The 22,340-nt window shown below is 72.2% G+C and carries 21 protein-coding genes and 2 tRNA genes; 9 read left to right on the plus strand and 14 right to left on the minus strand.

The genetic code is table 11. The features are described 5' to 3' along the window. Positions 1 to 505: 505 nt before the first annotated feature. The 4 genes from rsrA to IF47_RS0101300 form a co-directional block, all read right to left on the minus strand. Complete coding sequence (gene rsrA, locus IF47_RS0101285; protein WP_037731687.1) at positions 506 to 856, minus strand: mycothiol system anti-sigma-R factor; 351 nt, start codon at positions 854 to 856, stop codon at positions 506 to 508. Further along, the gene (locus IF47_RS0101290; protein WP_031505997.1) at positions 853 to 1,524 is read right to left on the minus strand and encodes a sigma-70 family RNA polymerase sigma factor; all 672 of its coding nucleotides are present in this window, start codon (positions 1,522 to 1,524) and stop codon (positions 853 to 855) included. Before IF47_RS0101290 ends, rsrA begins: the two co-directional genes overlap by 4 nt. 270 nt (positions 1,525 to 1,794) lie before the next feature. Next, a complete protein-coding gene (locus tag IF47_RS0101295; RefSeq protein WP_245640944.1) occupies positions 1,795 to 2,526 on the minus strand; it encodes an alpha/beta hydrolase family protein in 732 nt (243 codons plus the stop codon). Positions 2,527 to 2,530: 4 nt separating this feature from the next. Beyond that, complete coding sequence (locus IF47_RS0101300) at positions 2,531 to 3,361, minus strand: SOS response-associated peptidase (protein ID WP_031506000.1); 831 nt, start codon at positions 3,359 to 3,361, stop codon at positions 2,531 to 2,533. A 200-nt stretch (positions 3,362 to 3,561) separates the two neighbouring features. Between IF47_RS0101300 and IF47_RS0101305 the strand changes: the two genes are divergently transcribed. From IF47_RS0101305 to IF47_RS0101330, 6 genes are all read left to right on the plus strand, one after another. Then, positions 3,562 to 4,275, plus strand: coding sequence for a M50 family metallopeptidase (locus tag IF47_RS0101305; protein ID WP_031506001.1), 714 nt, complete (start codon positions 3,562 to 3,564; stop codon positions 4,273 to 4,275). Between the two features lie 192 nt (positions 4,276 to 4,467). After that, positions 4,468 to 5,817: a 3-phosphoshikimate 1-carboxyvinyltransferase gene (gene aroA, locus IF47_RS0101310; RefSeq protein WP_031506002.1), complete on the plus strand. Its 1,350-nt coding sequence runs from the start codon at positions 4,468 to 4,470 to the stop codon at positions 5,815 to 5,817. 13 nt (positions 5,818 to 5,830) lie between these two features. Beyond that, the gene (rsgA, locus tag IF47_RS0101315; protein WP_031506004.1) at positions 5,831 to 6,859 is read left to right on the plus strand and encodes a ribosome small subunit-dependent GTPase A; all 1,029 of its coding nucleotides are present in this window, start codon (positions 5,831 to 5,833) and stop codon (positions 6,857 to 6,859) included. Positions 6,860 to 6,949: 90 nt separating this feature from the next. Then, the gene (gene hisN / locus IF47_RS0101320) at positions 6,950 to 7,744 is read left to right on the plus strand and encodes a histidinol-phosphatase (RefSeq protein WP_031506006.1); all 795 of its coding nucleotides are present in this window, start codon (positions 6,950 to 6,952) and stop codon (positions 7,742 to 7,744) included. 186 nt (positions 7,745 to 7,930) lie between these two features. Next, positions 7,931 to 8,347 carry a CBS domain-containing protein gene (locus IF47_RS0101325; protein WP_031506007.1) on the plus strand — a complete coding sequence of 139 codons (417 nt, stop codon included), beginning with the start codon at positions 7,931 to 7,933 and terminating at the stop codon, positions 8,345 to 8,347. 363 nt (positions 8,348 to 8,710) lie between these two features. After that, complete coding sequence (locus tag IF47_RS0101330) at positions 8,711 to 9,130, plus strand: Fur family transcriptional regulator (protein WP_031506009.1); 420 nt, start codon at positions 8,711 to 8,713, stop codon at positions 9,128 to 9,130. Positions 9,131 to 9,388: 258 nt separating this feature from the next. Here the strand turns inward: IF47_RS0101330 and IF47_RS0101335 are convergent. From IF47_RS0101335 to IF47_RS0101350, 4 genes are all read right to left on the minus strand, one after another. Beyond that, positions 9,389 to 9,462, minus strand: a tRNA-Met gene (locus IF47_RS0101335). A gap of 136 nt (positions 9,463 to 9,598) precedes the next feature. Then, positions 9,599 to 11,287 carry an SEL1-like repeat protein gene (locus IF47_RS0101340; protein WP_051716815.1) on the minus strand — a complete coding sequence of 563 codons (1,689 nt, stop codon included), beginning with the start codon at positions 11,285 to 11,287 and terminating at the stop codon, positions 9,599 to 9,601. Between the two features lie 194 nt (positions 11,288 to 11,481). Continuing rightward, positions 11,482 to 11,555: transfer RNA gene (locus tag IF47_RS0101345), tRNA-Met, on the minus strand. A gap of 53 nt (positions 11,556 to 11,608) precedes the next feature. Next, positions 11,609 to 14,539, minus strand: coding sequence for a UPF0182 family membrane protein (locus IF47_RS0101350; protein ID WP_031506012.1), 2,931 nt, complete (start codon positions 14,537 to 14,539; stop codon positions 11,609 to 11,611). A 136-nt stretch (positions 14,540 to 14,675) separates the two neighbouring features. Between IF47_RS0101350 and IF47_RS0101355 the strand changes: the two genes are divergently transcribed. After that, positions 14,676 to 15,257, plus strand: a complete 582-nt coding sequence (locus IF47_RS0101355) for a PPA1309 family protein (protein WP_031506014.1) — start codon at positions 14,676 to 14,678, stop codon at positions 15,255 to 15,257. Positions 15,258 to 15,407: 150 nt separating this feature from the next. Here the strand turns inward: IF47_RS0101355 and IF47_RS0101360 are convergent, their stop codons facing one another. From IF47_RS0101360 to IF47_RS0101375, 4 genes are all read right to left on the minus strand, one after another. Further along, positions 15,408 to 16,496: a YlbL family protein gene (locus IF47_RS0101360; protein ID WP_037731689.1), complete on the minus strand. Its 1,089-nt coding sequence runs from the start codon at positions 16,494 to 16,496 to the stop codon at positions 15,408 to 15,410. A 64-nt stretch (positions 16,497 to 16,560) separates the two neighbouring features. After that, entirely contained in the window at positions 16,561 to 16,785 is a 225-nt protein-coding gene (locus IF47_RS0101365; protein WP_031506016.1) for a hypothetical protein, read from the minus strand. 331 nt (positions 16,786 to 17,116) lie between these two features. Continuing rightward, positions 17,117 to 17,575, minus strand: coding sequence for a molybdenum cofactor biosynthesis protein MoaE (locus IF47_RS0101370; RefSeq protein WP_031506017.1), 459 nt, complete (start codon positions 17,573 to 17,575; stop codon positions 17,117 to 17,119). A 73-nt stretch (positions 17,576 to 17,648) separates the two neighbouring features. Continuing rightward, a complete protein-coding gene (locus IF47_RS0101375; RefSeq protein ID WP_031506018.1) occupies positions 17,649 to 18,758 on the minus strand; it encodes an SDR family oxidoreductase in 1,110 nt (369 codons plus the stop codon). Positions 18,759 to 18,892: 134 nt separating this feature from the next. On the opposite strand from IF47_RS0101375, the gene IF47_RS0101380 reads away from it, so the two are divergent. After that, on the plus strand, positions 18,893 to 20,338 hold the full coding sequence (locus tag IF47_RS0101380) for a zinc-dependent metalloprotease (protein WP_031506019.1): 1,446 nt from the start codon (positions 18,893 to 18,895) through the stop codon (positions 20,336 to 20,338). Continuing rightward, a complete protein-coding gene (locus tag IF47_RS0101385) occupies positions 20,335 to 20,862 on the plus strand; it encodes an NUDIX hydrolase (RefSeq protein ID WP_031506020.1) in 528 nt (175 codons plus the stop codon). The genes IF47_RS0101380 and IF47_RS0101385 overlap by 4 nt, the downstream gene beginning before the upstream one ends. Before the next feature lie 34 nt (positions 20,863 to 20,896). On the opposite strand, the gene IF47_RS0101390 is transcribed toward IF47_RS0101385, so the two are convergent. After that, a complete protein-coding gene (locus IF47_RS0101390) occupies positions 20,897 to 21,637 on the minus strand; it encodes an AIM24 family protein (protein ID WP_031506022.1) in 741 nt (246 codons plus the stop codon). 14 nt (positions 21,638 to 21,651) lie between these two features. Next, a complete protein-coding gene (locus IF47_RS0101395; RefSeq protein ID WP_031506023.1) occupies positions 21,652 to 22,335 on the minus strand; it encodes an AIM24 family protein in 684 nt (227 codons plus the stop codon). Between the last annotated feature and the right edge of the window lie 5 nt (positions 22,336 to 22,340).

Here is a 22,340-nt window from a genome sequence, read left to right on the forward strand (position 1 = left end):
TCCCGCCTGACTCCCGCCTGCTGCTCCCGGCCGCGCCGGGCGGCCGTTCCGTCGCGGTCCCCGCCGCGGTGTGTCCACCGCGATCTTCTCCCTGCCGCGGTTCCCGGTTCGCATCCAACCATGCCCACCCCGGTGCGCGCTCATTACCCATCGGTCGTGGGGTCTTGGACCGGTTCGGAACGGGAAGCCGCGCTCCCCTTCACGCCATGCGCCGGCGGGCGGTTCCCGCAGGAGAAACCGCCCGCCGGCAAGAGAGGCGGCGTACGCCGGCGCGGTGAGTTCGGTGGCGCGGGCGAGCGAGGCGGCGGCTCGACGGCGGGAGAGCCGGAGGAGCGGTCGTGGCGCGCCGCCGTCCGGACACGGCGGACGCTTCCCGCGTCACGGCCGGTGAAAGCCGAGTGGGCCGGCCCCTTCGGGTGACGTGCGACGGGCGGGGACGCCGTATCGGGTCACCTCGGAAGGCGCCGGACGTCACCGGGCGGGACCGGCCGGCCGCCGGACGTGTTCAGACGGCGCTCTCGCCGGCGTCGTCCCGGGCCCGGACGGGAGAGGCGGCCCGGCCCGCGGCGGGATCCACCACTGGCTGCTCCGGCACGGCCTGGCCGGAGCGGATCAGCTCGATGCGGCCCATCACCTTGGAGCGGAGGTCGGTCGGGACGTCGTCATGACCGCAGCACCGTTTGACCAGCTTCTTCACGGCCTGCTCCAGACCGTACTTCTCCAGGCAGGGGGCGCACTCGTCGAAGTGCTGCTCGAACTTCGTGCGGTCCCCGTCGGGCATCTCCCGGTCCAGATACTCGTAGAGGTGGTCCAGGACCTCAGAGCAGTCCGTCTCGTGCGGCTCTCCGCAACTCATGAGCCCGAGCCTTTCCGGTCGTGCGACTCGTCGGGCGCGGCGGCGCCGTTCGCGCCCGCCGGGACCAGTCCGCGCTCGCGGGCGTAGCCCTCCAGCAAGTCGCGTAGCTGACGGCGACCGCGGTGCAGACGGGACATCACCGTGCCGATGGGTGTCCCCATGATGTCCGCGATCTCCTTGTACGCAAACCCCTCGACGTCCGCGAGGTAGACCGCTATCCGGAACTCCTCGGGGATGGCCTGGAGTGCCTCCTTCACGTCCGAGTCCGGCAGGTGGTCCAGCGCCTGTGCCTCGGCCGAGCGCAGCCCGGTCGACATGTGCGACTCGGCGCGGGCGAGCTGCCAGTCCTCGATCTCCTCGGCCGCGCTGCGCTGGGGTTCACGCTGCTTCTTGCGGTACGAGTTGATGAAGGTGTTGGTCAGAATGCGGTACAGCCACGCCTTGAGGTTGGTGCCCTCGCGGAACTGGTGGAAGGACGCGTACGCCTTGGCGTAGGTCTCTTGGACCAGGTCCTCCGCGTCGGCGGGGTTGCGCGTCATGCGCAGCGCCGCGGAGTACATCTGGTCCAGGAAGGCCAGAGCATCCCGTTCGAAGCGCGCGTTCCGTTCGGCCTCGGTCTCCACGGGCTTCTGGTGCGCGGCGTCGTCGGTCCCGGTGACCGGACCCACCTCCTCCGATGCGGCTGCTGCGGACCCAGCGGCGGATCCACTCGAATCGGAGAATAGACGACGATCCGTTCCCCGCGCCGCTCCGAAGGGATCCTCCCCGACGGGTCCCGCGAGCTTCGCCGTCGCCCAGTCCGTCTCCGCCGCGGTCGTCGGTGTACCCACAGGGCGGGACGGACATGCGATCGAACCCATGGTGGGTGGACTCCCTCTCCTCGCGCGTGTGTGGCCTGTACGTGTTCCGTACAGGCGGCAACACACCCGCCTCGGAAATCATTCCCGTCCCAGCCACGTCCGTACGGATTCGGTGATCACGGCGAGCGCGGCCTCCTGTGCGCCCGGGTCCGCGCCCCTCCTCGGCACGGCGAAGCCGTGGTCGCCTCCGGGCACCTCGACGACCTCCGTGCCCTCCGGGAACTCGTCGGGCCGTCCGAAGGGGTCGCGTCCGCCCTGGACGACCAGCGTCCGCACCCCGGCGCCGAGCAGTTCGTCGGCCCGGGACCGCTCCGGCCTGCCCGGGGGGTGGAGGGGGAAGGCGAGAGCGAGCACGGCGTGCGCCCCGAGTTCGCCCGCCGTCCGGCAGGCCACGCGCGCCCCGGCGCTGCGTCCGCCGGAGACGACGGGCGGCCCTTCCCCCGCCAAGGTGGGCCACACCTCCCGCCATCCCGCGTCCAGGGTCCGGGGGGCCGGGGCCACCTTCTTCCCCGCCACTCGCCACGGCTGCTCCACCAGGGCGACGGTGACCCCGTGCCCGGGCAGCTCCGCGGCCAGGGCCCGCAGGTCCCGCGCCTCGATCCCGCCCGCCCCGTGTCCGAGCGCCAGGACCAGGCGTGGACGCGCCGCGCGGTGCCAGGTGACGCGCGCCGGACCGGCCGGGGTGTCCACCGTCTCGACCGTCTGCGTCCCCGATGCCGTCGAGGCCGTGTCTCCGTCGCCGACCACCGCGTCGTCGATCGCCGCGCCGTCGACCACCGCGCCGTCGATCATGCCGTCCCTGGTGTCCATGGCGTCAGAACAGCGTCCCGGCCTCGGGACCGTCGAGCTCCGCGAGCAGTTCGGGGCCGTTGTTGCGCACGTTGCTGACCCCGCTGCCCACCGGGTAGGCCCGCAGGGCCCCGGCGGGCGGCGGGGCCAACAGTCCGCGCACCTGCTCCGTATCGGTGCGGGCCGGGTCGAGCCAGGCGTCCCAGCGGTCGGGGGTGAGCACGAGCGGCATCCGCGGGTGGATGTCGGCGAGCGACCTCGGACCGCCCTCGTCCCCGGCCTTCCCGTCGGCGCCCGCGAACGGCTCGGTCTCCGCCTCGGTGGTGATCACCGAGCAGGTCACCCACCACGCCTCGGGGTGGTCGTCGGGCAGCGTCCTGTCCCGCCAGAACTCGTAGAGCCCGGCCAGCGCCATCACCGAGCCGTCGGCCGGCGTCACGAAGTACGGCTGCTTGCGGGGCCGCTTCCGCTTCCCCTTCTCCTCCTCCTGCCGCTCGTCCCTGCCGGTGACCCACTCGTAGTAGCCGTCGGCGGGCAGCAGGCAGCGTCGCGCGGCGAACGCGCGGCGGTAGGAGGGCTTCTCGTGCACCGTCTCGGCCCGCGCGTTGAACATCTTGGAGGCCGTGTCCGGGGACTTCGCCCAGGAGGGCACCAGCCCCCAGCGCAGCACCCTGAGCTGCCGCACGGGCCGCGGGTCGTCGCCGTCCTTCAGCGGTCGGTCGAGGACCGCGTACACCTGCTTGGTCGGGGCCACGTTCCAGTCGGGGGCCAGGGTCTCGGCCGGATCCCACCGCTCCACGCCGAACAGCTCGACCAGTTCCTCTGCTCCGCGGCTCGCCGCAAACCGTCCGCACATGTCTGCCACCCTGCCACGTTCCCCCGGCGACCGGCACGGTGACCGCCCCGATCGGGGCGGAACCGCTCGGGGCGGACGAGCCGCCGGGGCGTCGGGGCGGCCGTGACACACTGCGAGGCACCGTCTCGGCGGGAGCGGGGCGAGAGGCCGGGGGAGACGGGCCGGGCGACGGGGGCGACACGAGAGGAGGCCGTTGGGGCATGGGGACGGACAGCATCGCCGAGGTGTGGGACCGCGTCGTCGGAACGCAACCCGACCCGCCGACGGCGGTCGTCGTGGCCACCGGCCTCGTGGCCCTGGCCGTGGTCGCGGCGCGGAGGCCCTGGCGGGTGGCGCGGAACGCGGTGACCATCGCCCACGAGGGCGGACACGGGCTCGTCGCGCTGCTGACCGGGCGCCGACTGGAGGGCATACGCCTGCACTCGGACACCTCCGGCCTGACGGTCTCACGGGGGAGACCGACCGGGGTCGGGATGATCCTGACCGCCGCCGCCGGGTACACGGCGCCCTCGCTGCTCGGGCTGGCCGGGGCGTGGTTGCTGGCCGACGGACACGTCACCGCGCTGCTGTGGGGGGCCACGGCGCTGCTGCTGGCGATGCTGCCGATGGTGCGCAACGCCTACGGGGTCCTGTCCGTCGTCGTCACCGGCGCGGTGTTCTTCCTGGTGTCGTGGTTCGCCGGGACCGAGGTGCAGGCGGCGTTCGCGTACGGGGTGGTGTGGTTCCTGCTGCTGGGCGGGGTGCGGCCCGTCTTCGAGCTCCAGGGCAAGCGGCGCCGGGGCGAGGCGCCGGACTCCGACGCCGACCAGCTCGCACGGCTGACGAACGCGCCCGCGGTGCTGTGGCTGGCGCTCTTCCACGCCGTCGCGCTGTGCTCGCTGACCGGTGGCGGACGGTGGTTGCTGGGGCTCTGAGGCCACCGGCTCCCACCGGCTCCCACCGGCTCCGCAGCGCCCGGGCGACCGGCGCCCCGCGTCCCCCGCCCGGTTCGAACTCCTCCCTCCCGGTCCTCCCCTGCCTCTCCCCGGAGCGCCTCCGCGTCCGTCGGCCTCCCCTCCGCCGTCGCCCATGCCGGCCTCGCCGAGCGAACCACTAAAGTTGGGGCCATGACCGACAACACCGCTCTCTGGCCCGCTCCCCTCGCCTCCGGCGCCGTCGACGCGACCGTCACCGTGCCCGGATCGAAGTCGGTCACCAACCGCGGTCTGGTGCTCGCCGCCCTGGCCTCCGAGCCGGGCTGGCTGCGCCGGCCGCTGCGCTCGCGCGACACCCTGCTGATGGCCGAGGGGCTGCGCGCCATGGGAGTGGGCATCGAGGAGACGGTCTCGTCCAGCTCCGCCTCCGTCCCCGGCGCCCCCGTCGGCACCGGCGAGGCGTGGCGCGTCATCCCCGCCGGACTGCACGGTCCCGCCACCGTGGACGTCGGGAACGCGGGCACCGTGATGCGCTTCCTGCCGCCCGTGGCCACCCTCGCCGACGGACCGATCCACTTCGACGGCGACAAGCGGTCCCACGAGCGTCCGCTGCACGGGGTGATCGACGCGCTGCGCGCGCTCGGCGCCCGCGTCGACGACGAAGGACGCGGCAGCCTGCCGCTGACCGTGCACGGCAACGGCTCCCTCACCGGCGGCACGGTGGAGATCGACGCCTCGTCCTCCTCCCAGTTCGTCAGCGCGCTGCTGCTCTCCGGCGCCCGCTTCAACCAGGGCGTCGAGGTCCGCCATGTCGGCGGCCCCCTGCCGTCCATGCCGCACATCAGGATGACGGTCGACATGCTGCGCGCCGCGGGTGCCCGGGTGGACACCCCCGAGTCCGGCGGCGAGCCCAACGTCTGGCGCGTCACGGCCGGCGCGCTGCTCGGCCGGGACCTGGTCGTCGAGCCCGACCTGTCCAACGCCCAGCCCTTCCTCGCCGCCGCCCTGATCACCGGCGGCCGGGTGACCATCCCCGACTGGCCGGCGCACACCACGCAGCCCGGTGACGCGCTGCGGGAGATCTTCACCGAGATGGGCGGCCGGTGCGAGCTGGACGAGCGCGGTCTGACCCTCACCGGCACCGGCCGGATCCACGGCATCGACGTGGACCTGAGCGACGTGGGCGAGCTGACCCCGGGCATCGCGGCGGTCGCGGCGCTGGCCGAGTCCGAGTCGAGGCTGCGGGGCGTGGCGCACCTGCGGCTGCACGAGACCGACCGGCTGGCCGCGCTGACCAAGGAGATCAACGGTCTCGGCGGCGACGTCACCGAGACCGAGGACGGCCTGATCATCCGCCCGCGTCCACTGCACGGCGGGATCTTCCACACCTACGAGGACCACCGGCTGGCCACCGCGGGCGCGGTGCTCGGCCTCGTGGTCGAGGGAGTGGAGGTCGAGAACGTCGCGACCACCGCCAAGACGCTCCCCGACTTCCCCGACCTGTGGAGTGCCATGCTCGAAGGCTCCGGGGAGAGAGCGTAAGAGGCCGGCCGTCATGCGTCGCTACGGCAAGCACACCGACGAGGACGATGTCAGGGTCCGCCCCAGCCGCCGGGGCAGCAGGCCGCGCACCCACATCCGTCCCAAGCACGAGGACGCTGCCGAGGGCTTCGTCCTCACCGTCGACCGGGGGCGGATCACCTGTCTGGTCGAGGACCGCACGATCATCGCCATGAAGGCCCGTGAGCTGGGACGCAAGGGCGTGGTGGTCGGCGACCGGGTGGCACTCGTCGGCGATCTGTCGGGGGCGAAGGACACCCTGGCGCGGATCGTGCGGGTCGAGGAGCGCTCCTCGGTGCTGCGCCGCACGGCCGACGACAACGACCCCTACGAGCGGGTCGTCGTCGCCAACGCCGACCAGCTCGCCATCGTCACCGCGCTCGCCGACCCCGAGCCGCGTCCCCGGTTGATCGACCGCTGCCTGGTCGCCGCCTACGACGCGGGTCTGGAACCGCTGTTGGTGCTCACCAAGGCCGACCTGGCCCCGGCCGATCCGCTGCTGGAGACGTACGCCCCGCTCGGGGTGCGCCACGTGGTGACCAGCCGCGAGGAGCTGGCCGACGGCGGCGCCGAGCGGGTCCGCACGATGCTGCTGGGGCGGATCACCGCCTTCGTGGGCCACTCCGGCGTCGGCAAGACCACCCTGGTCAACGCGCTCGTCCCGGAGCACCGGCGGGCCACGGGGCAGGTCAACGCGGTGACCGGACGCGGCCGCCACACCACCACCTCGGCCCTGGCCCTGCCGTTGCCCGGGGAGGCGTCGTTCCCGCCGCCGGAGGACGGGGGGTGGGTGATCGACACCCCGGGCGTGCGGTCCTTCGGTCTGAACCACATCGACCCGTCCCGGGTGATCCACGCCTTCCCCGATCTGGAGCCGGGCACGGTGGACTGTCCGCGCGCCTGCGGCCACGACGAACCGGACTGCGCCCTGGACGACTGGGTCGCCGACGGCCACGCCGATCCCGCGCGCCTGCACTCCCTACGCCGCCTGCTGGCCACGCGGGAGCGCCACGAGGGGGACTGACCGGCGCGGAACCCACCGGTACGGCGGGCGGCCACTCGGTTGGCCACTCCCCTGTGGCCGGTCTCCGCGCCCGCTGGATACTGTTCCGTCATGCCCGACTACCACGATGACCTGCGCCTCGCCCATGTGCTGGCCGACACCGCGGACGCCACGACGATGGAGCGGTTCAAGGCCCTCGACCTCAAGGTCGAGACCAAACCCGACATGACGCCGGTGAGCGAGGCGGACAAGGCCGCCGAGGAGTTGATCCGCACCTCCCTGCAGCGAGCACGGCCGCGTGACGCGGTGCTGGGCGAGGAGTTCGGCAGCGAGGGGCACGGGCCGCGTCGCTGGGTGGTGGACCCGATCGACGGCACCAAGAACTACGTGCGGGGCGTGCCCGTCTGGGCCACGCTGATCGCCCTGATGGAGCGGGGCGAGGGCGGCGACCGTCCGGTGGTCGGCGTGGTGTCGGCCCCCGCCCTGAACCGGCGCTGGTGGGCGGCGGCAGGGCTGGGCGCGTACACCGGCCGCAGCCTGTCCTCGGCGACCCGGCTGTCGGTCTCGCGGGTGAGCCGCGTCCAGGACGCGTCGTTCGCGTACTCCTCCCTCACCGGCTGGGAGGAACGCGGCAGGCTGGGCGGCTTCCTCGACCTGTCCCGGGACTGCTGGCGGACGCGCGGCTACGGCGACTTCTGGTCGTACATGATGGTCGCCGAGGGATCGGTGGACATGTGCGCGGAGCCGGAGCTGTCCCTGTGGGACATGGCGGCGAACGCGGTCATCGTGCAGGAGGCCGGGGGCACCTTCACCGGCCTGGACGGCCGTGAGGGCCCGCACAGCGGGGACGCGGCGGCCTCCAACGGGCTGCTGCACGAGGATCTGCTCGCCTATCTGGGCGGGTAGGGGTGCCGGGTGCGCCCGTGCGCGGGCGCACCGCAGGACCGGCGCGGTGGGCGCCGCTCGGCCAACTTGGCTCCATACGCCCCTTGTTGGGGTTCAGGCGGCATGTGAACATGAGAATCCCCCCGCTTGTGACCTTGTGAATCCCTTCTCGTGGGGGGATTCCTCCAAGGAGGTGGCACCGCCGTCATGCCCACCCTCGTCCGTGACGCCATGAGCACGGTGATCCTCACCATCGGCCCCGACCACACCCTCCGCCAGGCCGCCCGGCTGATGTCCGCCCGTCGGGTCGGCGCGGCCGTCGTCCTCGACCCCGACACCTGCGGCATCGGCATCCTCACCGAACGCGACGTCCTCGACGCCGTGGGCGCCGGCCAGGACCCCGACCGGGAGCCGGCGCACCTGCACACCACCACCGACGTGGTCTTCGCCGCCCCCGAATGGACCTTGGAGAACGCCGCGCGGGCCATGACGCACGGCGGCTTCCGCCACCTGATCGTGCTCGACGACCGCGAACCGGTGGGAGTGGTGTCGGTCCGCGACATCGTCCGCTGCTGGTCGTCCGCACACGAGCGCGAGGCCGCCTCGTCCGGCGCGGCGGCCTGACGTCCCCTCCGCTCCGCCCCCTCCGGCGCACCCGGACACGCCGGAGGGACCGGAGCCCAGTGGCGTCCGGTCCCTCCGGGATCGCGGCGGTCGGTGGGGGCACCCACCGCCGACGGCAGGGGCGTCGGCCGCGCAGGGCCTTGATCGCGGCCTTTGGCCGCCTGCCGTGGTCTCGCCGGCCCGGTGGGAGTTCCCGACGGCCCGTCGGCCTCTCTCCGCACGCTCACGTGCGCCTCCCCCGAGCCGTCCTGCTCCTCGCGGCTCAGACTGAACGCGATCTTACATTGGACATTATCCAAGTCAAGAAGACACTGAGGGCCGTACGGAATCCGGCCGTGGAGACGCACTTGCTAAAGTGGGACCATGAGTGACCTGCTTCAACGTCTTCGGGATCGTGGCTGGCGTCTGACCGCCCAACGGCGAGTCGTCGCCGAGGTCCTCGACGGCGAGCATGTCCACTACACCGCGGACGAGGTGCACGCGCGCGCGGTCGAGCGGCTTCCGGAGATCTCCCGCGCCACCGTCTACAACACCCTCGGCGAACTGGTCTCGCTCGGCGAGGTCATCGAGGTCAGCACGGACGGCCGGGCCAAGCGGTACGACCCGAACGCCCACCACACCCACCAGCACCTGGTCTGCTCGCGGTGCGGCGTGATCCGGGACGTCCGCCCCTCGGGCGACCCGCTCGCCCTGCTCCCCGAAGAGGAGCGCTTCGGTTTCACCCTCTCCGAGGCCACGGTCACCTACCGGGGGATCTGCCCCTCCTGCGCGTCCGCCGGCTGAGCCGCGCGCCCGAAGCGTCGGCGGTTCCCGTCGGCGCCCCTCCGCCTCTCTCTTCTGTCTCTTCGCGCACGGGCACCCCGTGGGCACGGGGCGCCCGTGCCCATCTCGACGCGCCCACCGGACATGGAACGTCCGGGGGATGTCGGGTAGATCACACCGATCGCCGTCGGACCGATCACCCCGCGCGCCGGTCACGGAGCCGTGAACGCAAAAGCAGCGGTGGCCCGGATCCTGGGATCCGGGCCACCGCCGTATCAGTAGCGGGGACAGGATTTGAACCTGCGACCTCTGGGTTATGAGCCCAGCGAGCTACCGAGCTGCTCCACCCCGCGTCGTTGTGGCTCAACAGTAACCCCACTCCCCCGAGCAGCGCAAATCGTGTCCTCCGAGTGCGGACGGGTGCCGCCCACCCCACGGGAGCAGGCCGGATGCCGGCTCCGCCAAACGGGGCGCGAGGAGCCGCCGCGCTCAGGCGGACAGCTCCTCGTGGAGGGCCTCGCTCAGCCGGGCCGCGCGCTCGGCGACCTCCGGCGGCCCCAACTCGACCGCGCGGGCGCACCAGTGGCGGCCCGCCGTCAGGTCGCCGCGCCGGGCGCTCAGCAGCGCCAGGCGCAGGGCGGCGCGACCGTGGCCCGCCTCGGCGGCGCGGGTCCACCACAGCGCGGCCTCCGGCTCGCTGCCCTCACGGGCCAGCAGCAGCCCGAGGTTGAAGGCTCCGTTGCGGCTGCCCGCCTCCGCGGCCGTCCGGTACCAGTGCGCGGCCCGGACCACGTCGCCACGCGCCGCCGCGCACATGCCCAGCCGGACCTGCGCGCGCCGGTGCCCCTGTTCGGCGGCCCGCTCGTACCACTCCTCGTACTCGGGCGGACCGTGTGCGTCGACGGTGCTCGTCGGCGCCTGGCGCTCCAGCAGCGCCGCGAGGTGGAAGGCGCCCTCCACGCTGCCGCCGCCCGCCGCACGGCGCAGGTGCCGCTCGGCGGTGTGCGTGTCGCCCTCGCGCAGCAGGGCGATGCCCACCTGGAGCGCGGCCTCGGTGTGGCCGGCCGCCGCGGCCTGCTCGTACCACTGTCGGGCGGTTCCCTCCTCGCCGCGGCTCGCGTGGATGATGCCGAGGTTGAACGCGGCGTCCACGCTCCCCACCTCGGCGGCCTTGGAGAACCAGGGCTCGGCGCCCTCCGCGTCGCCGCGCTGGAGCAGCAGGACGGCGAGCGCGTTGGCCGCCTCCCGGTGCCCCGCGTAGGCGGCTCGCCGGTACCACTGCTCCGCCTGCGCGGATCGCCCCTGGGCGGCGCACAGCAGCCCGAGGTTGAAGGCTCCGTTGATGTCGCCCGCCTCCAGCGCCACGCGGTACCAGCGCTCGGCGGACTGCCGCTCGCCGCGCTCGGCGTGCAGTGCGCCCAGCGCGTTGGCCGCGTTGCCGTCACCGTCCTGGGCGGCGCGGCGCCACCACTCGGCGGCGCTCTCGGTGTCGCCCGCGTCGCGCAGCAGGAAACCCAGCGCGCAGGCGGCGCGCGTCTCGCCCTCCTTGGCCGCCGTCAGGTACCAACGGGCCGCCTCCTGCGTCTCGCCCCGCTCCTCCAGGAGCGTGCCCAGACGCAGCGCGGCGCGGCCGTGACCGCGCGCCGCGGCCTGGCGGTACCACTGCTCGGCCTGGGCGGTGGCCGGCGGTCGTCGCCTCATCAGAATCTGCGCGACGCGGTAGGCCGCCTCCCGGTGCCCCCGCTCGGCGGCGGCGCGGAACCACTCCTCGGCCCCGTCCTCACCTCGGTGTTCCAGCAGGTCGGCCAGGGCGTACGCACCGAGGGGGTGCCCCGACTCCGCGGACTGCCGCAGCCAGTACTCGGCGGCTGCCTCGTCGCCGCGCTCGCGGTGGTGGCGTCCCAGGGAGTGGGCCGCCGCGGCCGATCCGGCGACGGCGGCGACGCGCCACCAGCCCGCGGCCTCCTCGACCCGGCCGCGCTGGTGGAGCAGGACGCCCAGGTTGTTCGCGGCGGCTCGGTCCCCGGCGGCACTGGCGGCGCGCAGGTGCGGTTCGGCGCCCTCCAGATCGCCCCGGCGCAGCAGCCGGGCGCCGAGCGCGCTGATGGCGTCGATGTCGTGGGGGGCGGCTCCGCTCACACCACCACCCACTCCCTCAAACCTTGCCTTGTCCCCCATGAGGCCCATCGTCGCACCACCCGTACCCCGCGTACACCTGGTATACAGCCGCCAGGGAAGTCACTTCGGCGTTTTGTCGACTTCCCGATACGGCTACCACCCAAACACGGAGCGCTGTCATGCGCCCTGTTCCCACTCTCCTGACATACGAAAAACGGGCCCGGAGTCAGTGACTCCGGGCCCGTTTCTCCTAGTAGCGGGGACAGGATTTGAACCTGCGACCTCTGGGTTATGAGCCCAGCGAGCTACCGAGCTGCTCCACCCCGCGCCGTTGTGTTCACAACCTTAGCACGGCGCGGGAGGTGCTCGCTCACCACCGGTTCACTCTTCCTTGCGTCCCTTGCTGTTGCCATTGTCGCCGGCGTCGGAGTTCTTCCCGTCGCCGCCCGCCGCCTGTTCGGCGTCCTCGGCCCGCCGCAGGGCGTCCTCCAGGTCCTCCTGGGCCTGCCCGTACGCCTGCCAGTCCTGCTCGCTCAGCGCCTTCTGGCCCGCCTCGAACGCCTCTTGGGCGTCCCTCAGGGCCTCCTGCACCGTCGAGTCCTCGGACGGAGGCGGCGTCGTGGCGTCCTCCTCGGCCGGCGGCTCCTCGCCGCGCTCCTCCTCCGACGCGCCGTCGTCCACTCCGAAGACCGCGTCCAGAGCCTCGTCGAGGGTGTTCTCGAACGCCGTCTTCTCGCCGTAGGTGACCAACACCTTCCGCAGCAGCGGGTAGTTGGTGCCCGCGCCTCGGACGTAGACCGGCTCGACGTAGAGCAGGCCGCCCTCCAGGGGCACGGTGAGCAGATTTCCGTACTCGATCTCCGAGTCGCCGCGCTGGAGGATGTTGATCTCGTTCGCGATCTCGGTGTCGGAGTTGAACCGGCTCTGCACCTGCTGCGGGCCGGACACCGTGGTGTTGGACGGCAGCTTGAGGATCCTGATCGTCCCGTAGTCGTCGCTGCGGGTGTCCGCGTTGACCGCCATGAAGGCGCCCAGCGTCTCGCGACCACTGGGGTTGAAGGTCGTCGTCAGGGAGAAGGTCTGCTCCTCCTGGTCGGGCATCTTCATGCTGAGGTAGTACGGCGGAACCGCGTTGCCCTTGTGCGTCGGGTCGTCCGGCACCTGCCAGCGCTCACTGCCGCTGTAGAACTGGCTCGCGCTGGTGACGTGGTAGCGCGTCAGCAGCTCGCGCTGGACCTTGAACAGGTCCTGCGGGTACCGGAGGTGGTCCATCAGCTCATCGCTGATCTCGCTCCTCGGCTCCACCGTCCCCGGGAAGGCCTTCATCCAGGTCTTCAACACCGGGTCCTTGGTGTCCCACTGGTACAGCTTCACCTCGCCCGAGTAGGCGTCCACCGTCGCCTTGACCGAGTTGCGGATGTAGTTGACCCGGTTCTGCTGGGCGATGACCGAACGCTGGCCGTCGGTCAGCGCGTCGGCCGTGGTCTCGCCCAGGGTCGTGCGGGACGAGTACGGGTACTGGTTCGTCGTGGTGTAGGCGTCGACGATCCACTGGATGCGGTCGCCCACCACCGCCGGGTACGGGTCGCCGTCGATCGTCAGCCAGGGGGCCACCGCCTCGACGCGCTCCTTGGGCGTGCGGTTGTACAGGATCTGCGAACCCTCGCCGATCGCGCCCGAGTACAGGATCTGCGGCTCGTTGAAGGTCACGGCGTACGCCGCGCGGTTGAGCGGGTTGGACAGGTTCACCCCGCCGTCGCCCTTGTAGCTGTACGTCTTCTCCTCGTTGCCGGAGATGTAGTCCAGTTCCTTCTGCGGACCGCCGACGATGGAGTACTGCGTGGTCTTCTCGCCGTAGTAGACCCGCGGCTCGTACTCGCCGAGCTCTCCCTCCGGCGGGAGGTCCTTCTCCACGAAGTCGGGCACGCCGTTCGACGCCACCTCGGTGCCCTTGCCGGCCACCATGCCGAAGCCGTGGGTGTACTTGAAGTGGTCGTTGATCCAGTTCCGCTCGGTGATGCCGTTGATGTTGATCTCGCGCAGACCGACGACGGTGTCCTGCTCCTCGCCGTCCTCGTTGGTGTACCGGTCCACGTCCAGGGTGGCCGGGAACTGGTAGTAGCTGCGCACCTGCTGGAGCTGCTGGTAGCTGGGCGAGACGACGTTGGGGTCGAGCAGGCGGATGCTGGCGGTGGTGTTCGCCGCCTGCCGCAGCTCCTCGTTGCTCGCCTCGCTCTCACCCGAGTAGTTCGAGACCTTGGCGTCGTCGATGTCGTAGGCCTCGCGGGTCGCCTTGATGTTCTTCTCGATGTACGGCGCTTCCTTGGCCTGCTCGTTCGGCTTGACCTGGAAGTTCTGCACGATCGCCGGATAGAGCCCGCCGATCAGGATCGCCGAGAGGACCATCAGGCCGAAACCGATCACCGGAAGCTGCCAGGTCCGCCGCCACAGGGTGGCGAAGAAGAGCACCGCGCAGATGACGGCGATGAAGAACAGGATCGTCTTCGCCGGGAGGTAGGCGTTGGCGTCGACGAACCGCAGACCCGTCCAGTTCTCGGTCGCCTTGAAGTCACCGGACTTCACGGCCAGACCGTAGCGGTCGAGCCAGTAGGCCACCGCCTTGAGCGCGACGAAGATCCCGAACAGCACCGAGAGGTGACCGGTGGCCTGGGACGTCGCCCGGGCACCCGGGGTGGTGACCCGCAGCCCTCCGTAGAGGTAGTGCACCAGCGCCGCGGCCAGCAGCGAGAGCACGGTGGCCGCGAACCCGAAGCTCAACAGGAAGCGGTACCAGGGGAGGTCGAACGCGTAGAACGAGACGTCCTTGCCGAACTGGGGGTCCGTGGTGCCGAAGGGGACACCGTTCACCCACATCAGCCAGGTGCGCCACTGGCCGGCGGCGGAGGCGCCGGCGATCAGCCCGACCAGCGCGGTGACCCCGAGAAGCACCCACTTCTTGTAGGGCGCGATGCTCATCCGGTACCGGTCCAGGCTCTGTTGCTCCAGCGACATCGCGCTGAGCGGAGGCCTGAGGCGGTGGGCCAACCAGATGTTGAAGCCCACGGCCGCGGCCATCAGCAGACCGAAGACGGCGAACATGCCGATCCTGGTCCACAGGGTGGTGGTGAACACGGTGGTATAGCGGACCGATCGATACCACAGCCAGTCGGTCCAGAACCCCGCGAACATGACGAAGAGCATGGCCAGAACGGCGAGCACGCCCGCTGTCATGAGCAGGGTCTTGGCGCGCCTGGAGGGCCTGCCGACACTGATCCGTGGTCCGGTGGGCCCGCCTGAGCCCCGGTCCGGCATCTGGAAAGCCAAGGTGCGCACCTCGAAGATTCGCAGCGGATGAAACTGGACCCGAAATGCTAGGGCCCCACCCATGCAACTTACTCAAGCTTTACCCAGTTCCCGGTCCCGGGGTGTTCGACGGCACGATATGAGGATGAACAACCTCCCCATCGACGGCACACCTCTCGCCGCCAACCCACTGACCCGTGCCGTGCTCGAGATCGACGAGTACGTCGCCGGCCTGGGCTGGGACCAGCCCGCCCGCCTGTTCGCCCTGGTCGACACCGACCGGCTGCGCGCCGAGGAGCCCGCCCTGGCCGAACAGCTCGGACTCGACGGCGAGGGCGCCGACGCCCCCGCCCCGGCCTCTCTCACCCCGGTCGAGCAGGACGAGCTGCCCGCCGGAGTCCCCCTCGACGAGTTCCTCGGCACCGTCGCCTGGCCCGACGCGGTCGCCGGGTGCGCGATGACGGTGGAGCGGCTGATGCTGCCCCCGTCGGCGGAGGCGTCCGTCCCCGAGGACCTCCAGGAGGAGGGTGCCGAGGAGAAACTGGCGCGGTGGGTGGCCGAGCACCCCGACCGCCAGGAGGTGCGGATGACCGTGGCGGTGCTGCGGGACGGCGCCCGCGAGTCGGCGCTGCGGCTGCGCGAGAAGGACTCGCCGACCGAGGTGCTGACCGGCCCGGACCTGGTGCCGGGGCTCACGGAGGCGCTCGCCGCCACCTTCTCCGACTGAACCACCGGCCGGTCGCCGGCTGTGGTCGGCTGCTCACCTGCCGGTCGCCGACCGCGGCCGCCGGCCGATCACCCGCCGGCCGCGCCCGCGGAGGGTCGGGCGGACGGCCTCGGGCCGCATACACAACCGGACGGAACAGGACGGGACGGGTCAGCCTGCCGTACAGCGCGGCAGGTCGGCCTCGTTCCCCTCCCGGATGTCCTCCAGGGCGGCCAGCGCGTCGTCGATCGTGCCGACCTTCACCAGGGTCAGGCCGTCGGGAACGTCGCGGAGCGCGCCGGCGCAGTTGGCCTCGGGGGTGAGGAAGTACTCGGCGCCCTTGTCGCGGGCGGCGATGGTCTTCATCCGGATGCCGCCGATCGGCCCGACCTCGCCCTCCCCGTCGATGGTGCCCGTGCCGGCCACGAACTCGCCGCCGGTGAGGTCGCCCTCGGTGAGCTTGTCCACGATGCCGAGGGCGAACATCAGACCGGCGCTGGGGCCGCCGACGTCGGCGAGCTTGATGTCGATCTCGAACGGGAAGGTGTGGTCGAGCCCCGCCTGGATGCCGACGATCGCCCGCTTGTCGTCGTCGGCCGCGATCGTCGGGACGGTGACCTCACGGCCTCCGGTGGGCTCCTCGCCCCTCTTCTCGGCCGCCTCGGCCCGCTTGGCCGGGATGACGGTGAAGACGACGTCCTCGCCGGGGTCGTGCTCGGTCACCAGCCGGGCGACGTCGCCCGGTTCCTTCACCGGCTCGCCGTCCACGGCCTCGATCACGTCCCCGGCGTGGAGCCGGCCCTGGGCCGGCCCGCCCTTGATCACGGAGGCGACGACCACCCGCTCGCCGACCGGAATCCCCAGTTCCCTCAGGGCCGCGACCTTGGCGCTCTCCAGGGACTGGCTGAACTCCTCGGCGTTCTCCTCCCGCACCTCCTCCGCGGACTTGTCGTCCGGGTACAGGGTGGCGTGCGGGACGACGGCGCTGTCGTCCGCCAGCCAGCCGTAGAGGGCCTCCACCAGGTTCATCCGGTAGTCGGCGCCGGTGACCCGGACGGTAGTCATGTTGAGGTTGCCGGAAGCCTCGTACGTCTTTCTGCCCTCGATGTTCAGCACCGGTTCGCCGTTGTGTTCACCGAGCGTGTTGACGGTGGGGCCCGGGGACATCTCTGCGTACGGAACCCTGATCAGGACACCGGCGCAGAGCACGGCTATGAGCAGCAGGGTGGAGGTGAGCATCGTCGCGGTCCGGCGTGGCATGCCACGACAGTACGGGAACCGGGCCCCGGTCGGCCGTGGGGCCCGTCCGTCCGAGGCCCACACGTCACTGCGCGGCGGCGGCGGGCCGGGAGTCGGCGTCCGCCTCCTGCCCCTCCTGCCGCCCGCGCCCGTGGTCATGGGGGCGTTCCATGGCGGCGCGGAAGGCCTCGTAGCCCGCGACGCCCTCGGCGTCGCCGAAGCCGCTGGGTTTCCGTGAGACCCACACGGCCCACACGGCCGCCCCCACCGCGGCGGCGAACGGAATCAGCAACCAGGCGAGTGCCGCCACAGTGACCTCCCGATCCCTCGAATGCGCCAGACCGGCCTATGAGCAGACTGGACCCCGGAAGGACCAACGGTTCCGGTCGGGACGCGGTTCCGCAACCGGAGGACGTCCGCTCCTCGGCGCCGACCTTGCGTGGACTGTTCCCGACAACCGCCCCGGCATTCCCCACCGGGACACGGCACACCCGCTCGAACGCCCCGGACTCCTCCCGGACGGTGGGACGGCGCTACGCGCCGACCCGCCCTCCCGTCACCCGACCACCACCCCCGAAAGGACGGCGCTACGCGCCGACCCACCCTCCCGTCACCCGACCACCACCCCCGAAAGGACGGCGCTACGCGCCGACCCATTCTTCGGTGCCGTCCGCGAAGGTCTGGTGCTTCCAGATCGGCACCTGGTGCTTCAGGTCGTCGATCAGGCGGCGACACGCGTCGAACGCCTCGGCCCGGTGCGCGCAGGAGACGGCGACGACCACGGCCAGGTCACCGATCGCCAGGTCCCCCACACGGTGGACCGCGGCGAGCGCCCGTACGGGGAAGTCGGCGGCCACCTTCTCGGCGACGCGCCGCAGCTCGGCCTCGGCCGTGGGGTGCGAGGAGTAGCCGAGTCGGGCCACGTCGGCACCGCCGTCGTGGTCGCGCACGGTGCCGACGAACAGTGCGGTGCCGCCCGCGGCGGCGTCGCCGACGGCCGCGAAGACCTCGTCCACGGAGAGCGGCGTGTCGCGGATCGCGAGGAGGCGGATCGGATCGGGCGCCGCCCGCTCACCGGGGTGGTCGTACGTCTGTGCCATGAGGCCATGGTGCCGTACGGAGCCGGCCTCGCAGGGACGGTTCGCCACCACCCCGTCGACGGCGTGTCCCGCGTCACACGCGGCGGCGTGCCTTGCGCGCTCGGCGTACCAGGGCGGCGGTGCCCACCAGGGCCACGGTCGCGCCCGCGGCCCCGAGGGTGGTGGCGTCCTTGCGGCCCAGGCGGCGTCCGGCGACCGTGTGCCGGCCCGCGACCTCCTCCAGCAGCTCGGCCAGCACCTCCTCGTTGGTCCACTTCGGCCGCCAGCCCGCCTCGTGCAGTCGGGAGCCGCTGACCACCCAGGGGTGCATGGTGTACGCCAGATCGCCGGCCGGGGAGGGCGTGAGGCCCAGGCGGTGCAGTCGGGAGGCCGCGCCCAGCGCGACGGACGGGGGCAGCTCCATGCGGCGGATGCCGGACAGCTCCTCGACCTCCTCCTGCTCCAGCCAGCCGTCGCAGCCGACCGCCAGCTCGCCGTCCACCTTCTCCAGCGCCGCGTACTCCAGGGCACTGGCCAGGTCCTCGACGTGGCAGAACTGCCAGCACGGCCGGGAACCGGCCACGACCAGCAGACGCGGTGACTCGAAGTAGCGGGTCAGGGCGGTGTCCGTACCGCCGACGAGGACGGTGGGGCGCACCACGGTGACGTTCAGGCCGGGGTGCGCGCGGGGGGCGCGTTTGGCGAGCCGTTCGATCTCCAGCAGATCGCCGACGCCCGTGGCCTCGGCGGTCGCCCTCAGATCGGCGTCCTCGGCCAGCGGCACGTCGTTGTCGGGCAGCGCGCCGTAGACCATCGCCGAGGTGCACAGCACGACCCGGCGGACCCCCGCGGCGGCGGCCGCGGTCAGCACGGTCTGGGTGCCGCGCACGTTGTAGGCGGTACGGGCGGTGGGGTCGGTCTCCAGATCGAGGTCGAGGGCGAGGTGCACCACGACGTCCACCGGGTCGCCGTCACCGCGCAGCCGGTCGGCGATGGCCGGGTCCCGTACGTCCAGGACATGCCACTGGGCGCCCTCCACGTCCCCGCGACGCTCGTCGAGGGCGACCACCCGGCCCACCTCCGGCGAGGCCACCAGCCGCTCGGTGAGCAGCGCGCCCACCCCGGACGCGGCGCCGGTGACCGCGACGGTGGGCCGCGCGGCTCCGTTACGCGGACCGCGAACGTTTGGTTCCTGGGAACTCACCGGGTTTCTCCCGCGGTTGTCTCTGGTACGACGTGCGCAGGGTCCATCCTGCACGAGAGGTGTCTAGGCTGGACGTAAAGCCCACCACTTCGCACACCATCCCACCGTCCCATCCACCAGATCCGAGGAACCCCGTGAGTGACATCCCATTCGGATTCGGCCTTCCGCCCGAGGAGCCGGAGGAGGGCGACGACGGCCGGAAGAAGGGCGGTCAGGGACCGGACCCCTTCGGGTTCGGCGGCGGACAGGGCGGCGCCGAGAACCCGTTCGCGGCGATGTTCGGTTCGTTCGGCGGCCCCGGCGGCCTCGACCCGAACGACTTGGGCGCCGCGTTCCAGCGCATCGGCCGGATGCTCAGCTACGAGGGCGGGCCGGTCAACTGGGACATGGCCAAGGAGATCGCCCGGCAGACCGTCTCCGCGGGCACCAAGGACGGCGTCAAGGACGCCAGCGTCGGCTCGCGGGAGCGCCGCGAGGTGGAGGAGGCCCTGCGGCTGGCCGACCTCTGGCTGGACGGAGTGACCTCGCTGCCCTCCGGAGCCGGCTCGGCGGTCGCCTGGAGCCGCGCCGAGTGGGTGGAGGCCACCCTTCCGGTGTGGAAGGACCTGGTGGACCCGCTCGCCGAGCGGGTCGGGGCGGCCATGGGCGACGTGCTGCCCGAGGAGATGCGCTCCATGGCGGGCCCGCTGCTCGGGATGATGCGTTCCATGGGCGGCGCGATGTTCGGCACCCAGATCGGGCAGGCGCTGGGCGTGCTGGCCGGCGAGGTCGTCGGTTCCACCGACGTCGGCCTGCCGCTGGGCCCCAAGGGCAAGGCGGCGCTGCTGCCGATCAACATCACGGCCTTCGGCAAGGACCTGGGCGTCCCCCTGGAGGAGGTGCGGCTGTACCTGGCGCTGCGCGAGGCGGCGCACCAGCGGCTGTTCGCCCACGTGCCGTGGCTGCGCTCCCACCTGTTCGGCGCGGTCGAGGGGTACGCCCGCGGCATCAAGGTGGACACCGCCAGGCTGGAGGACCTCGTCGGGCAGCTCGACCCGACGCGCCCCGAGGAGCTTCAGGAGGCGCTGCAGCACGGCATGTTCCAGCCGGAGGACACCCCCGAGCAGAAGGCGGCCCTGGCCCGGCTGGAGACGGCGCTCGCCCTGGTCGAGGGCTGGGTGGACGCGGTGGTGCACGCCGCCGCCGAACCGCACCTGCCGTCCGCGTCCGCGCTGCGCGAGACGCTGCGCCGCCGCCGTGCCTCCGGCGGGCCGGCCGAGCAGACCTTCGCCACGCTGATCGGCCTGGAGCTGCGGCCCCGGCGGCTGCGGGACGCCTCCCGGCTGTGGGCCTCGCTCACCGACGCCCGCGGGCTGGACGGCCGCGACGGGCTGTGGGCCCACCCGGACATGCTGCCGACCGCCCAGGACCTCGACGACCCCGACGGCTTCGTCCACCGCGAGCAGCTCGACTTCTCGGAGCTGGAGGGGCTGCTCCGCAAGGGCGAGGACGGCGAGAAGCGCGAAGAGGGCCGCGGGGACGCCGACTCGGGGAACACCGACGCGGAGGACGAGAACGGCGGCGACGGCGGCGCCCGGTGAGCCTGCACGGGGACGCGGTGCGGGTCCTCCGGGAGTGGTCCGCGCCCGACGAGGCGCAGAACGCGCTGCGCCTGGCGTACGGCGATCACCTGGCCGCCCGTCCGGACGGGATGTGGAGGTCCTGCGCGGACGGCCACGTCACCGCGAGCGCGCTCGTGGTGGACCCTCGCCGCGGCCGGGTGCTCCTCACCCACCACCGCAAACTGCGGATGTGGCTCCAGACGGGCGGACACTGCGAACCCGGCGACACCACGCTCGCCGGCGCCGCCCTGCGGGAGGCGACCGAGGAGTCGGGCATCGCCGGGCTCACCCTGCTGCCGGGCGGCCCTGTACGGCTGGACCGGCATCTGACGCCCTGCGCCTGGCACCTGGACGTGCAGTACGCCGTCCTGGCGCCCGAGGGGGTGTCGGAGGTCGTCGGCGAGGAGTCGTTGGAGCTCGGCTGGTTCGCCTACGACGAGGTGGCGTCCGTGGCCGACGACTCCGTCGTACGGCTGGTGGACCGCACCCGCGCACTGCTGTGAGGCAGGGCGCGTGGGTGCGGCCCACGCGCCCTGGTCAGCCCCAGCGGTTGTTCTGGTTCTGGCCGTGCACGCCGTACTGCGCGCGCAGCCCCTGACCGCTCACCGCGTTCTGCGGGGGAAGCAGCTCACTGGGCTGGACGAGGGCGTACCCCTGGCCCATGAAGCTCAGCTCCCAGCCCTCTCCCGTGGTGCCGCGCCGCCGGAACACGCTCTGGGAGCTGGTCTGGGCCTGCATCTGCACCCGCAGTGAGCCGGACCAGGCGACCACCGCGTCGGAGTCGGCGTTGACGTACCTGTCCGGGGTGACCTGGAGGGCCAGCGGCAGGCCGGACGTCATCAGGGCGACCTTGCCCTGCCCGGTGATGTTGAGGTTGTACGCGCCGGAGCCGGAGATGCCGAACTGGCTGTCCACCGCGATCACCTCCCAGTGCAGGGAGGAGTCGAGGGCCAGGACGTAGGAGCTGTCGACCGTCAGTCCTTCCGGCTCCACGTCCATGATGTGGACGTACTGGGCGAGGTTCGCCAGGTAGACCGTGCCCTGCCCGGAGCAGCGCATCAGCTCCAGGTTCTCGCCGGTCCTCGCGCGCCTGCGGCGCTGTTCGCGCGACTGGTACTCGCCGTCGAACTCCAGCAACCCCTGGTAGGCCACCATCGCGCCCTTGCGGGCGAGCACATCGTCCTGGCCGTCGAGTCGGACCCGCAGCAGTTGTGGGTTCTGCAGGGCGTAGCGGTCCTGGGTCTGGACCTCGGTGTGGCCGAAGAGCGGACTCTGCATGTCTTCCTTCCCCCTCAGCCCCGGACGCGCAGCCGGTCGGTGCTGTCCTCGCTGGGCTGTACGACGACGAACCCCTGTCCGGAGAAGGCGATCTGGTACGCCTCTCCGCTGCCGCGGCCGATCAGCGCGCTCGCCTTCATGGTCCGCTTGCTCTTCATCCTCAGACCGGTCGACCAGGCGACGAGGGCGTCGGGGTCGACGTAGGTCTCGTCCTCACCGCGTCCGCAGTCCACCACGATGGGCGTGCCGCGGGAGGTGAGGGCGACCCAGCCGGTACCGGAGATCCCGACGTTGAACAGGCCCTGTCCGGCGAACTTCGCCAGCCCCTTGACGCGCTCGACGCCCCACTGGAGGTGGGCGTCGAAGGCGAGGAGGTTGGTGCCGTTGACGGAGATGGCCTCGTTGTCGAGGTTGAGGCAGACGACGTCGGCCCCGTAGTCGGCGAGGTAGAGCAGCCCGTCGCCGCTGCACCTCATCAGCGGGGCGCCCTCGCCGGTGAGCCACTGCGAGGCCATCTGACGGACGGCCGGCGGGTTGGGTTCGTACTGGACGAATCCCTCGTAGGCGATCATCGATCCCGTGCGGGCGAAGACGTCCTGGCCGGTGGCCATGGCGATCTTCACCATGTGCGCGCCATGGTTCTCCATGCGGGCGGCGGGCGGGGTCGGGGCGTGGCCCGAGATCACTGGCTGGTTCATTGCGG

This window comes from Streptomyces megasporus (genome assembly GCF_000718985.1).
Classification (GTDB): Bacteria; Actinomycetota; Actinomycetes; order Streptomycetales; family Streptomycetaceae; genus Streptomyces; species Streptomyces megasporus.

Excerpts from the sequence above, each read along its gene's own strand:
- rsrA (WP_037731687.1), bottom strand. The coding sequence starts at position 856 with ATGAGTTGCGGAGAGCCGCACGAGACGGACTGCTCTGAGGTCCTGGAC.
- IF47_RS0101295 (WP_245640944.1), bottom strand. The coding sequence starts at position 2,526 with ATGGACACCAGGGACGGCATGATCGACGGCGCGGTGGTCGACGGCGCG.
- IF47_RS0101300 (WP_031506000.1), bottom strand. The coding sequence starts at position 3,361 with ATGTGCGGACGGTTTGCGGCGAGCCGCGGAGCAGAGGAACTGGTCGAG.
- IF47_RS0101305 (WP_031506001.1), top strand. The coding sequence starts at position 3,562 with ATGGGGACGGACAGCATCGCCGAGGTGTGGGACCGCGTCGTCGGAACG.
- aroA (WP_031506002.1), top strand. The coding sequence starts at position 4,468 with ATGACCGACAACACCGCTCTCTGGCCCGCTCCCCTCGCCTCCGGCGCC.
- rsgA (WP_031506004.1), top strand. The coding sequence starts at position 5,831 with ATGCGTCGCTACGGCAAGCACACCGACGAGGACGATGTCAGGGTCCGC.
- hisN (WP_031506006.1), top strand. The coding sequence starts at position 6,950 with ATGCCCGACTACCACGATGACCTGCGCCTCGCCCATGTGCTGGCCGAC.
- IF47_RS0101325 (WP_031506007.1), top strand. The coding sequence starts at position 7,931 with ATGCCCACCCTCGTCCGTGACGCCATGAGCACGGTGATCCTCACCATC.
- IF47_RS0101330 (WP_031506009.1), top strand. The coding sequence starts at position 8,711 with ATGAGTGACCTGCTTCAACGTCTTCGGGATCGTGGCTGGCGTCTGACC.
- IF47_RS0101340 (WP_051716815.1), bottom strand. The coding sequence starts at position 11,287 with ATGGGGGACAAGGCAAGGTTTGAGGGAGTGGGTGGTGGTGTGAGCGGA.
- IF47_RS0101350 (WP_031506012.1), bottom strand. The coding sequence starts at position 14,539 with ATGCCGGACCGGGGCTCAGGCGGGCCCACCGGACCACGGATCAGTGTC.
- IF47_RS0101355 (WP_031506014.1), top strand. The coding sequence starts at position 14,676 with ATGAACAACCTCCCCATCGACGGCACACCTCTCGCCGCCAACCCACTG.
- IF47_RS0101360 (WP_037731689.1), bottom strand. The coding sequence starts at position 16,496 with ATGCCACGCCGGACCGCGACGATGCTCACCTCCACCCTGCTGCTCATA.
- IF47_RS0101370 (WP_031506017.1), bottom strand. The coding sequence starts at position 17,575 with ATGGCACAGACGTACGACCACCCCGGTGAGCGGGCGGCGCCCGATCCG.
- IF47_RS0101390 (WP_031506022.1), bottom strand. The coding sequence starts at position 21,637 with ATGCAGAGTCCGCTCTTCGGCCACACCGAGGTCCAGACCCAGGACCGC.
- IF47_RS0101395 (WP_031506023.1), bottom strand. The coding sequence starts at position 22,335 with ATGAACCAGCCAGTGATCTCGGGCCACGCCCCGACCCCGCCCGCCGCC.